Genomic DNA, 11,290 nt, shown 5'->3' on the forward strand with positions numbered 1-11,290 from the left:
CCAGAATGACGCCGCCGCGCGAGCGGATTTCCGGCAGGCCGGTGATGCCCCAGCCATCGCGTAGCCAGGTCTGCAGCGGGCCGGTGAAATCCAGCAGGCCAATGGCGACGAAGGCAGTGACGTAAGCCGGCAGCGCCAGCGGCAGCAAGAGCGCCCAGTCGAACAGGCGGCGGCCGGGAAACTCGCACATCGCCGTCAACCAGGCCAGCGACACCCCCAGCACGCTGACGCCGATTCCCACACCTGCCACCAGCCACAGCGTATTGCCGATCAGTTCCGGCAGGACGAATTCGGTCAGGTGGGCGAGGATGTCGCCCTCGACCTGGGCGAACGACGAGAAGGTGACGACGACCGGCACCAGCACCAGCGCGGCCACCGCGAGGGCGAACAGCCTCCAGCCGCCGGGGCGCGGCCAAACAAAAACGCCCGTTGCGGGCGTTTTTGTCAGAACAGCAGTGTGATCAGACAAGATGGATGGCTTACTTGTAACCGGCGCGATCCATTAATTTTACGGCCTTGGCCTGCAGGCTGCCAGCGTCTTTCACGTTGATCAGGTTCTGCTTGAAGCTGCCCCACGCCGCCACGGTCTTGTCCGGCGCGACTTTCGGGTTGACCGGGTATTCCAGATTGACGTCGGCAAACAGGTTCTGCGCCTTGTCGGACGACAGCCATTCGATCAGCTTTTGCGCGCCGGCCGGGTTCTTGGCGTACTTGGTGACGCCGGCGCCGGAGACGTTGACGTGCACGCCGGCTGCCTTGTTCTTCAGGTTCTGGTTGGGCCAGAAGATCGCTAGCGGCAGGTTCGGCTGTTTCTCCATCAGGCGGCCGAAGTAATAGGTGTTGACCAGAGTGACGTCGCACTGGCCGGCGGCCACGGCTTCCATCGCCTTGGTGTCGTCGGGGAAGGGCGAGGTGGCGAGGTTGGCGATCCAGCCGTGCACGATGTCCTCGGTTTTACCTTCGCCGTATTCGGTGATCATCATCGCCACCAGGCTCTGGTTGTAGACCTTTTTCGAGGTGCGCAGGCAGAGGCGGCCTTTCCATTTCGGGTTGGCCAGGTCTTCGTAGGTCGACAGGTCGGCCGGTTTGACCTTGGCTGTGTTGTAGACGATGGTGCGGGCACGGACCGACAGGCCGAACCACTCGCTGTCGGGATCGCGCAGGTGAGCCGGTACGTTGGTTTGCAGGGTCTTCGACTGGGTCGGGCGCAGCAGGCCTTCTTCCGACGCCTGCCACAGGTTGCCCGCATCCACCGTCAGCAGCATGTCGGCCGGGGTGTTCTTGCCTTCGGCCTTGAGGCGCGCCATCAGAGGACCTTCCTTGTCGGTGATGAATTTCACGGCCACGCCGGTGTCCTTGGTGTAGGCGTCGAACAGCGGTTTGATCAGCTGTTCGTTGCGCGCGGAATACACCACGACTTCTTCTGCCAGGGCGGGGAGGGTGGTCACGGCCAGCACCATGGCGGCCAAAAGGCGGGTCAGTTTCATGCTTGAAGCATCCTGTGGTGAACGAATGATTTAATCGTACTGCAAATGATAACAGTTATCAATAATTAATCGGATTGAATGGGGGGCGTGCGAATCGCAGTTCGTTGCGGCGGCTTTCCCCCCTCGACTCAGTAGAATGAACGGCATGCTTCGTCTGTTCCTTTTTTTGCTGGCGCTGGGCGTGTGGGCGCCGTCGCTCCATGCCCAGGTCGCCGCCCACATCCTGCTGCAGGATTCGCCGCTGGCGGGTTTCCAGTACCACGCCGGCAAAGCGCTGTGGCCGCAGATGCGGGTGGGCGACGCGCTCGCGCTGATCCGCGAGCCGGACAATGCCTTTGACGCGAACGCAGTGCGGATCGAGTGGCAGGGCCACAAGATCGGATACGTGCCGCGCCGCGACAATGCCGATGCCGCGCGTTTTCTCGACCGCGGGCAGGCGCTGGCGGCCCGCATCAGCCGGCTGGCCGAAGGGCGCGATCCGTGGTCGCGGATCCGCTTCGAAATCCTGATTCCGTTGCAATCGCCCGGACAAGCCGAATGAAATCCAGCTGGATGCTTGTCGCAGCTGCGCTGTTCGCGCTGATGGGGGTGCTGGTGAAACACGCCTCGACCCATTTTTCGAGCGGGGAGCTGGTGTTCTACCGTTCGGTTTTCGGCCTGCTGGCCATCGGCGGCGTGATCGCCGTGCAGCACGGCAGTTTGTTGAAACCGCTGGCCACGCCGTATCGCCGTGCGCATTTCTGGCGTGGTCTGTCGGGCTTTGTGGCGCTGGTGCTGTTTTTCTATGCCATTGCGCGCCTGCCGCTGGCCACCGCGGTGACACTCAATTACACCGCGCCGCTGTTTCTGGCCGTGCTGTCGGCCTGGTGGCTGCACGAAAAACAGGGGCGCGGCCTGCTCGGCGCGGTAGGCCTCGGCTTTGTCGGCATCGTGCTGGTGCTGCGGCCGCAGGTGCAGGATCAGGCCTGGTTGCCCGCGCTGGCCGGGCTGGTGTCGGGCATGCTCGCGGCGGTGGCGTATGTCAACGTCAAGCAGCTGGGCCGGCTCGGCGAACCCGAATGGCGGGTGGTGTTTTATTTCACCCTGCTGGCGACGCTGGGCGGCGGGGCGTGGATGCTGCTGGCCGGGTTCCATCGCCCGCACGCGGCGGACTGGCCGTGGCTGATCGGTATCGGGGTGACCGCCACGCTGGCGCAGCTGGCGCTGACGCGCGCCTACCATCGCGGCCGCACCCTGATCGTGGGCGCGCTGGCGTATTCCACGGTGGGGTTCTCGGCGCTGTACGGCCTGATCCTGTTCGGCGAGGCTTTGCCGCTGTCGGCGTGGACGGGCATGGCGGTGGTGACGCTGGCCGGAATCTGGGCGGTTCGAAGCGCTGCACCTGCCGATTCGCTATAGTGGGATGAGTTCACCTCAGGAGCAAAACATGATCAGCCTCGATATCAAGAACAACCAGATTGCGGTTTCCGTCATGGGCCAGTTCACCCTCGACGACTACCGCGAATTCGAACAGGCGGTGTGTTACGGCATCCAGTTTCAGGGCAAGGTCGATCTGCTGTTCGACCTGCGCGACATGCTGTCGTACAGCCTCGACGTGGCGTGGGAAGAGCTGAAGTTTTCACGCGAGCACAAGAACGATTTCGGCCGCATCGCCGTCCTCACCGATGATCAGTGGATGGCGTGGAGCATGTGGCTCAACCGCTCGTTCATGTCGGCGGAGATTCGCCTGTTCGATGATCTGGAGATGGCGCAGGCGTGGCTGGCTGGGGGCGACCTGCCGCTGCCGGCGGGTTGAGGCGCGGCGGCCGGAACACGGCCGGGTTGGCGTAATACGCCGCCGTCGCATTGGCGGCATCCCACCCCGGCACGCCCTGCACCGGCAGCGGCGCAAGCTGGCGCGGGGAGTCGATTGCGGCGAGCGCGGCGACTGCCTGCGCTTCGATTGATTGGGCGGGCGCATCGCTTCCCGGAATCTGGCCCAGCACCAGGCATTTGCCGGTCACTGACGGGTAAGGCGCCAGCAGCTTTTCCAGCAGCGCGTGGCCGACCACCACAAAATCCATCTGCATTTCGACCTGCCGGCGCCGCTCCCAGAACAGCGCCTGCCAGGCGTGCCCAGCCAGCAAGGCAGGCAACTCCGGGTCACGGCTGACCACCCACACGCCCGATTCGTCCAGTACCGTTAGCGCGTCGCGCCGGCGGCCGCGCAGGACATCCGTCTCAAGTTCGATGGCCGCGCCGTGTGCCGCGTTCAGCGCTGCCTTGAAGCGCGGAAAACGCAGCCATACCAGCGCATTCATGATGTCGTGCCAAGTGTCGGCGCGGGTCGGCACCTCGCCGGTTTGCAGGATGCGGGTTTCGTAATCGCGCGCAGACAGATGCCCCGCGGCCGTGACAAAGCGCAGCGGCAGACCGCGCGCCTGGAGGGTGCCGGACGCGCTGGCCAGCGCGTTGAGTTCGGCCAGCGAGGGCGCGGTGCGAGCCAGATCGAGCGCATCGATCAACTGCCGGTAGGGCGCAAAAGCAGGGTGATCGAAGCTCAATGCAGCGATGAAGTTCAATGCAGCGATTCGGACAAGGCCTGGCGGAATTGCCGCGTCAGCGGATGCGCGCTGCCGAGCAGGTCGAACAGGGCCAGGAGGCTGGTGCGGCCGATGTCGTGGCGGTAGCTGCGGTCGGTGCGGGTGATGATGAGCAGCGCGTGCATCGCCGCTTCAAAGTCGTCGTTTGCCAGCAGCACGGCGGCGCGCTGGTAATGCGCGTCGAGGTCGCCGGGATGTTGTGCCAGCTGCGCATCGATGGCCTCCAGTGCGGGCGCCTGGCGCGCCGTCTCGGCCAGATTCAGGTGCGCGTACAGGTGGGCGAGTTCGGGCGCCTGCCGCGCTTCGGGCGGCAGGCTGTCGAGCAGCTTCAGCGCCTGCTCGCTGTCACCTTGCGACCACAGTAGCTTGGCCAGATCGCGCGGGATGGCGAGGTTGTCGGGTTCGGCCATCGCCGCGTTGGCCAGCAGCATGCGCGCCTGTTCGATCTTGCCCGACTGCCAGGCGGCGACGCCGAGCACGTGGGCGCGGTGAGCGTCGCCGGCGATGAAGCGGTCAAGCACTTCGCGAAAGCTGCTGTCGGGATCGGCGCCGTGTATGGTGTGGGCGACTTCGCCGCGCCAGAAAAACTTGACCGTTGGCACCGAGTTCACGCTGAAGCGTCGCGCCAGTTCCGGCAGTTCGTCGGCGTTGAGCATCACCAGCAGGAACTTGCCGCCGTATTCGGCGGCGAGCTTGACCAGGCGCGGCATCAGGATGAAGCAGGGGCCGGCCTTGGGGGTCCAGAAGTGCACCAGCACCGGTCCCTTGTGCGAGTTTTCCAGCACCAGCCGGTTGAAATTGTCGGCGCTGGCGTCGAAGACGTGGGGAGACAGCGTCATCAGTCGAACGCTCCGGTTCTGGCGAAGCGGTCGCAGGCCGCGATGAGTTCGCGTGCGATTCCCGGCTCGAACGCCGAATGGCCGGCATCCGGCACCACCACATAACGGGCCTGCGGCCACGCGCGCGCCAGCGCGTCGGCGGTGACGATGGGACAGACGGCATCGTAGCGGCCCTGCACGATGACCGCGGGAATCGTGCGGATGCGGTCGATATTGTCGAGCAGGCTGTTGTCGGGCAGAAAGATGTTGTTGACGAAGTAATGCGCTTCGATGCGCGACAGCGACAGCGCGGTCTGGTCGCTGCCGAATGCGGCGACCAGTTCGGGGCTCGGCAGCAGGGTCGAACACGACGCCTCGAAGGTGGCCCATTGGTAGGCGGCAGGCTGATGCACGGCTGGGTCGGGGTCGATCAGGCGACGGTGATACGCAGTCAGCAGGTCGCCGCGTTCCGCTTGCGGGATAAAGGATTCCAGTTGCCGCTGCGCTTCGGGAAAGAAGGCGCGGATGCCATCGAGAAACCAGTCGATTTCAGTTTTTCGGCATAGAAAAATGCCGCGCAGCACCAGCCCCAGGCAGCGATCCGGGTGCGCTTCGGCGTAGGCGAGCGCAAGGGTCGATCCCCACGAGCCGCCGAACACCAGCCAGCGTTCGATCCCGAGTTGCACGCGCAGCGCTTCCATGTCGGCGATCAGATGCGGGGTGGTGTTGCCGGCCAGCTCGCCATGCGGCGTCGAGCGACCGCCGCCGCGCTGGTCGAAAAGAATGATGCGGTAGCGCGCCGGGTCGAAAAACTGCCGTTGCCTGGGCGAGGTGCCGGAGCCGGGGCCGCCATGCACGAACAGCACCGGAATGCCGTCCGGATTGCCGGAAGTCTCCCAGTAGATACGGTGGAGGCCGTCGGTTTCCATCATGCCGCTGGCGTAGGGAGCGATGGGCGGGTAGAGCGGGAGCATTGCGGACATGAACGGAGCCTGGATTCGACAGGCCGAATCATATCGCCTGCCGCAGTTGTGGCGGAAACATGCCGGCTGAAGTCGCGTATCGACAGACCGGGGCCGGGTACGTATGCTCTTCAAGTGTGTAGTCGAATATGCCGTTGAAGCAGTCTGGCGGCGCAGACTGCCCGTCAAAAAACCATACCAATGAGGAGTACTGCCATGAGTCAGGTTGTCAAAGTCGCCCTGCTGGGACTGGGGGAAGTCGGAGAAACCTTCGCAGAGCATTTCCTGGAAAAAATCCAGGAAAACCACGTCAAGGTGGAAATCGTCGCCGCCGCCCACCACAATCTGGAATCGCCGGTAGCGCTGGGCTTTCTCCAGAACGGGGTTCCGGTATTCAAGGATGCGCTGGAAGTCGTGTCGATGGGCGCCAAGGTCGACATCATTTTCGACCTGACCGGCGATCCCGAACTGCGCAAGAAACTGCGCGTCGCCTTGCAGGAAACCCATAACCAGCACACCGTGATTGCCCCCGAAGTGGTGGCGCACCTGCTGTGGAACTTCTTCGGCGAAGGTGAATTGCCGCACAGCGAAAAAACAGGCTACTGATGGCGCCTTTCAAGTCTGCCCATGCCGCAGGCGCCGACTGGACCCAGGCTGCGCAAGCCTGCATGGGCCAGCTGGGCGCTATTCCGGCTGCAGCGACGCTGGGTTTTCTGTACGTGGCGGATGCGTTCGCCGACGAACTCGGCGCAATTCTGGATTTTTTCAAAAGCGCCACCGGCGTGCCGCACTGGACCGGCAGCGTGGGCGTGGGAATCTGCGCCACCGGCGTGGAATACCTTGAAGAGCCTGCGATGGCGGTGATGCTGGGTGAATTCGCACGCGAGGATTTCAGCATGCTGCCGGTGCTGCGCACGCCGCAGGATATCGAGGCGCAGCCCGCCGACGCCTACTTCGCGTTAGTGCACGGCGATCCGGCCAACAATCGCATGCAGGAACTGATCGATGGCCTGTCCGCGCATGTGTCGAGTGGGTTTGTCGTCGGCGGGCTGTCGAGTTCGCGCGGCGAAACGGCGCAGATCAGCGATGGCGTGGTCAGTGGTGGCCTGTCCGGCGTGCTGTTCAGCGAACGCGTCAAGCTGGCGACGCGGCTGACCCAGGGCATTTCGCCGCTGGGTCCGCGGCATCACATCACCACCGCCAACAAGAATATTGTCGGCAGCCTGGATCACCGCCCGGCGCTGGAGGTGATGAAGGAAGAAATCGGCGAGGTGCTGGCGCGCGACCTGCAACGGGCGGCCGGCTATATCTTCGTCGGCTTGCCGGTGCGCGGATCCGACACCGGCGACTACCTGGTGCGCAACATTCTCGGCGTCGATCCGCACAATCACCTGGTGGCGATCGGCGAGTACGTGCAGCCGGGCGACGAGCTGCTGTTTTGCCGCCGCGACCCGCAAACGGCCGAAGACGATCTGTTGCGCATGCTGACGGCGATCGGAGCGCAACTCAACGCGCCGATCCGGGGCGGCGTGTATTATTCCTGCCTCGGGCGCGGCGAGCACATGTTTGGCGCGCCGAACCGGGAACTGGGGTTGATCCGCGATGCCCTGGGCGCGTTTCCGCTGGTTGGGTTTTTTGCCAATGGTGAGATTTCACACAATCGCTTATATGGCTACACCGGGGTGCTGACCCTGTTTGGCTGAACAGTAAAGGGATAGACATAATGACTGTGCACGCAATCAAGGAAGACGATGTCGGCCTGCTGCGCGACGAAATAGAAATGCTTATGAACGAGCGCCGCCAGCTGCTGCAGGTAACCGGCGCGGCGGCCGTCTTCGTCGCCAACCTCGATACCGACAGTCTGCCGGACGAAGCCGACACCATCGACGCGGCGGAAATGCTGGCTGAACAACTCAACAGTCTGTCCGAAGAAACGCTCAAGGATGCACTGGAATCGGTACGCGCCGAGATGGATCCGGCGACCTGACCTGTTCCGTATCTTGCCGCGTCTGGATCTGCCCAGCTTTGCCGAAGTCAGACGTTTTGCGCTGACTGCCGCGCTGACGGCGCTGGTTTACGCGCTGGCCGGATGGGTCAGCCTCAAGGTCGCCACCTATGTGGCGGGCGTGATTGCAGCGGTTTGGCTGGCTGCCGGCGTGGGTGCGATGGCGGGCCTGCGTTTCGGGCTGGCCGGCATCACGGGCGTGGCGCTCGGTTCATTTGCCGTCATCAGCCAGGTTTTATCCATCGATATGGCTTGGCGTCTTGCCCTCGGAGCCGCCGCAAGCTCGGCGATCATGGGTTATTTGCCGCGCCATCTTCATCCGTTCAGTCCCACCCTGGAATCGGTTCCCAGCGTCGCCAAGTTCGCCCTGGTGGCGGCACCGCTCGGTTACGGGGTGAGCGCCCTGCTCGGGGTGACCAGCCTGTATTCCGCCGGTCTGCTGCCGGACGACCAGGTGGTGCAGGGCTTGTGGGTCTGGTGGCTGGGCGACGTGCTGGGGGTCTACCTGATTGCTCCGGTGCTGCTCACAGCCTCGCGCTGGGATTTGCTGCCGACCAGCAAGACCGCCCGTCTGGAAGGGCTGGTGCTGGTGCTGAGCATGCTGTTGCTGACGTATGCGATGCTGGCCAACATCCAGCCCCTGCGGCCGAGCGAGGTGGTGCTGTTCGTGTTGATGCCCGGTGTGCTGTGGGCGGCCTTGCGTTTTTCGGTGACCGGGGCAAGCCTGGCCATTTTCCTTTCGGCGCTGATCGTGCTGGGGGTGGCGGTGGTTTCCTCGGGCGGCGCAATCAGCAGCACCAGCTTGCGCGAGCTGTTCGCCCTGCAGGTCAGTATGCTCGCCATGTCGCTGGCCGGCATGTTTGTCTCGGCCGCACTGGCCGAGCGCCGCCATTCCGAAATGCGGCTCGACATGCTGGCCAATCACGACCCGCTGACGGGCCTACCCAACCGTTCGTATTTTCAGGATTTTCTGGGCCATGCGCTGGCGCGCGCGCAACGGGAAAGGAGCCAGATTTCCCTGCTGTTCATCGACCTCGACCGCTTCAAGCACATCAACGACTCGCAGGGCCACGAAGTGGGCGATCAGGTGCTGTGCATCGTCGGCAAGCGGCTGGACGAAGAACTGCGCGCTGATGATTTTGTCGCCCGGCTGGGCGGGGATGAATTCGCCATCATCCTGGTGCACCCGCCGGCCGCGCGCGCGGCCAGCCGGGTGGTGCGCAAGCTGCTCAAGACCTTGTCCGAACCGTTCAAGCTGGAACACCGGCGGTATGCCGTGGGCGCCAGTATCGGCATCAGCGTGTACCCGGACGACGGCCTGGATGCCAATACCCTGCTGCGCCAGGCCGATCTGGCCATGTATCAGGCCAAGCAGCGCCGCAGTGGGTTCGAGTATTTCAGCGATGAACTGAACACGGTCGCGCAGCAGCAATTGAGTCTGGAAAACGGCCTGCGCCATGCGCTCGATCACGGTGAACTGGCGCTGGCCTATCAGCCCAAGGTGTCGCTTGGCAGCGGCCGGGTGGTGGGGCTGGAGGCGCTGGCGCGCTGGCTGCCCCGGTCAGGCGGGATGATCGGCCCCGACCGCTTCATTCCGGTAGCCGAGGAAACCGGCCTGATCATGCCCCTGGGGCGCTGGGTGGCGCGGGCGTCGTGCGAACAATGGATCGCCTGGCGCGATGCCGGCCTCAATCCGCCACCGGTCGCCATCAACCTCTCGCCGCGTCAGTTCAACGATGAGCGCCTGATCGACGACATCGACGCCATTCTGGCCGAAACCGGGATGGAGGCTGCCCAGCTGCAGCTGGAAGTGACCGAGAGCGCGGCGATGGAAAACCCGCAGCGGACGTTTGAGATGCTGGACGCGCTGCGCCAGCGCGGCCTGCATGTCTACATCGATGATTTCGGCACCGGGCATTCCAATCTGGCGCAGCTGAAGCGGATGCCGATCGATGCGCTGAAAATCGACAAGAGCTTCATCGACGATGTGCTGGTCAACAGCGATGGCGCGGAAATCGTCAATGCCGTCATCCGGCTGGCGCATGCCTTGAACATGCGGGTGGTCGCCGAAGGCGTGGAATCCGCCGAACAGCTCGCGTTCCTGAAGAAGCAGGGCTGCGACGAGGTTCAGGGATTTGTGGTGGCGAAGCCCCTGCCACCCGACCAGGTCGAAGCGTTTTTCGAGCGGCAGTTCGAATTCTGAGCCGGGTCGGTACGCCGGAGAGGCGCATCAGCCGATTACAGAGTGGCGTTACAGCGGCATCGGCTTGCCGTCGTTGAGGTTGAGCCAGCCTTTGGCGATGCGGTAGATGAACCAGACGAAGGCCACGCCCAGGATCACCCAACCGATCAGGATGATCCAGGTGAGCGCACCCAGCACACACCACAGCGCACTCCACCAGAAGGTCCGGATCTGCCAGGTGAAATGGCTTTCCAGCCAGGTGCCCTGAGCCTCCTCGCGCTTGATGTAGTTCAGCACGATGGCGACGATGGCGGTGACGCCGATAAACAGCGACAGCGCATACAGCGCGTAAATCACCGTCGTCAGGGTTTTAAGACTGGCGAGTTTTTCATTGGGTGTGGCGTCGTCGGGCAGGGTGTCCATTTTCCAGATCCTCAAATACCGCGCAGCAGTTCGTTGATACCGACCTTGGACAGCGTCTTGGCATCGACCTTCTTCACGATCACCGCGCAGTAAAGGCTGTAACTGCCATCCTTGGACGGCAGGTTGCCGGACACCACGACCGAGCCGGCGGGGATGCGGCCGTAGGTCACTTCGCCGGTTTCGCGGTCGTAAATCTTGGTCGACTGGCCGATGTAGACGCCCATCGAGATCACGCTGTTGTCTTCCACGATCACGCCTTCGACCACTTCGGAACGCGCACCGATGAAGCAGTTGTCGCCGATGATGGTGGGGTTGGCCTGCACCGGTTCGAGCACGCCGCCGATGCCGACGCCGCCAGACAGGTGCACGTTCTTGCCGATCTGCGCACACGAGCCGACGGTGGCCCAGGTGTCGACCATGGTGCCTTCGCCGACGTAGGCGCCGATGTTGACGTAGCTCGGCATCAGCACCACGTTCTTGGCGATGTAGGAGCCCTTGCGCACGGCCGCCGGCGGCACCACGCGGAAGCCGCCTTCGCGGAAATCCTTGGAATTGAAGTCGGCGAACTTGCTTGGCACCTTGTCGTAGTAGTTGGTGTAGCCGCCCTTGATGAACTGGTTGTCTTCCAGGCGGAACGACAGCAGCACGGCCTTCTTCAGCCACTGGTGGGTGATCCAGTTCTGGCCGTCGCCGCCTTGATCAGAGCAGCGCTCGGCGACGCGCAGTTCGCCCATGTCGAGCAGATCGATCACGGCCATGACGGCGTCCTTGACCTGGGGTTCGACGTTGCGCGGGGTGATGTCGGCGCGGCGCTCGAAGGCTTCTTCGATG

At 63.7% G+C, this 11,290-nt stretch carries 13 protein-coding genes and 1 pseudogene; 7 read left to right on the forward strand and 7 right to left on the reverse strand.

What is annotated here, in order from left to right; all coding sequences use genetic code 11:
- Together IV098_RS13000 and IV098_RS13005 are read right to left on the reverse strand one after the other, a co-directional pair.
- Positions 1-391: pseudogene (locus IV098_RS13000) on the reverse strand (iron ABC transporter permease); the annotation flags it as partial.
- A gap of 88 nt (positions 392-479) precedes the next feature.
- Positions 480-1,487 carry an extracellular solute-binding protein gene (locus IV098_RS13005; RefSeq protein WP_296889738.1) on the reverse strand — a complete coding sequence of 336 codons (1,008 nt, stop codon included), beginning with the start codon at positions 1,485-1,487 and terminating at the stop codon, positions 480-482.
- A gap of 145 nt (positions 1,488-1,632) precedes the next feature.
- Between IV098_RS13005 and IV098_RS13010 the strand changes: the two genes are divergently transcribed.
- The 3 genes from IV098_RS13010 to IV098_RS13020 are packed head-to-tail and all read left to right on the forward strand — an operon-like array spanning position 1,633 to position 3,282.
- On the forward strand, positions 1,633-2,028 hold the full coding sequence (locus IV098_RS13010) for an HIRAN domain-containing protein (RefSeq protein ID WP_296889740.1): 396 nt from the start codon (positions 1,633-1,635) through the stop codon (positions 2,026-2,028).
- Positions 2,025-2,885, forward strand: a complete 861-nt coding sequence (locus tag IV098_RS13015; protein WP_296889742.1) for a DMT family transporter — start codon at positions 2,025-2,027, stop codon at positions 2,883-2,885. The genes IV098_RS13010 and IV098_RS13015 overlap by 4 nt, the downstream gene beginning before the upstream one ends.
- 28 nt (positions 2,886-2,913) lie before the next feature.
- Positions 2,914-3,282: an STAS/SEC14 domain-containing protein gene (locus IV098_RS13020; protein WP_296889745.1), complete on the forward strand. Its 369-nt coding sequence runs from the start codon at positions 2,914-2,916 to the stop codon at positions 3,280-3,282.
- Here IV098_RS13020 and IV098_RS13025 read toward each other — a convergent pair.
- From IV098_RS13025 to pip, 3 genes are read right to left on the reverse strand one after another with little or no spacing between them, the layout of a single operon-like run.
- Positions 3,194-4,048 (reverse strand): DUF3025 domain-containing protein, encoded by an 855-nt coding sequence (locus tag IV098_RS13025; protein ID WP_296889747.1) that lies wholly within the window; start codon positions 4,046-4,048, stop codon positions 3,194-3,196. The two genes, IV098_RS13020 and IV098_RS13025, sit on opposite strands and share 89 nt — an antisense overlap.
- A complete protein-coding gene (locus IV098_RS13030; RefSeq protein WP_296889750.1) occupies positions 4,045-4,908 on the reverse strand; it encodes a tetratricopeptide repeat protein in 864 nt (287 codons plus the stop codon). Before IV098_RS13030 ends, IV098_RS13025 begins: the two co-directional genes overlap by 4 nt.
- Complete coding sequence (gene pip, locus IV098_RS13035; protein ID WP_296889753.1) at positions 4,908-5,870, reverse strand: prolyl aminopeptidase; 963 nt, start codon at positions 5,868-5,870, stop codon at positions 4,908-4,910. The genes IV098_RS13030 and pip overlap by 1 nt, the downstream gene beginning before the upstream one ends.
- Positions 5,871-6,065: 195 nt before the next feature.
- Between pip and IV098_RS13040 the strand changes: the two genes are divergently transcribed.
- The 4 genes from IV098_RS13040 to IV098_RS13055 are packed head-to-tail and all read left to right on the forward strand — an operon-like array spanning position 6,066 to position 10,057.
- Positions 6,066-6,455: a hypothetical protein gene (locus IV098_RS13040; RefSeq protein ID WP_296889756.1), complete on the forward strand. Its 390-nt coding sequence runs from the start codon at positions 6,066-6,068 to the stop codon at positions 6,453-6,455.
- Complete coding sequence (locus tag IV098_RS13045) at positions 6,455-7,552, forward strand: FIST N-terminal domain-containing protein (protein ID WP_296889758.1); 1,098 nt, start codon at positions 6,455-6,457, stop codon at positions 7,550-7,552. Before IV098_RS13040 ends, IV098_RS13045 begins: the two co-directional genes overlap by 1 nt.
- Before the next feature lie 20 nt (positions 7,553-7,572).
- Complete coding sequence (locus IV098_RS13050) at positions 7,573-7,836, forward strand: hypothetical protein (protein WP_296889761.1); 264 nt, start codon at positions 7,573-7,575, stop codon at positions 7,834-7,836.
- Positions 7,837-7,849: 13 nt separating this feature from the next.
- Positions 7,850-10,057 carry an EAL domain-containing protein gene (locus IV098_RS13055; RefSeq protein WP_296889762.1) on the forward strand — a complete coding sequence of 736 codons (2,208 nt, stop codon included), beginning with the start codon at positions 7,850-7,852 and terminating at the stop codon, positions 10,055-10,057.
- A gap of 48 nt (positions 10,058-10,105) precedes the next feature.
- Here IV098_RS13055 and IV098_RS13060 read toward each other — a convergent pair whose 3' ends face one another.
- On the reverse strand, positions 10,106-10,459 hold the full coding sequence (locus IV098_RS13060; protein WP_296889765.1) for a hypothetical protein: 354 nt from the start codon (positions 10,457-10,459) through the stop codon (positions 10,106-10,108).
- Positions 10,460-10,470: 11 nt separating this feature from the next.
- On the reverse strand, positions 10,471-11,289 hold the full coding sequence (gene dapD, locus IV098_RS13065; protein ID WP_296889769.1) for a 2,3,4,5-tetrahydropyridine-2,6-dicarboxylate N-succinyltransferase: 819 nt from the start codon (positions 11,287-11,289) through the stop codon (positions 10,471-10,473).
- Position 11,290: the final 1 nt, after the last annotated feature.

Source organism: Thiobacillus sp. (genome assembly GCF_018780105.1).
GTDB lineage: Bacteria > Pseudomonadota > Gammaproteobacteria > Burkholderiales > Thiobacillaceae > Thiobacillus.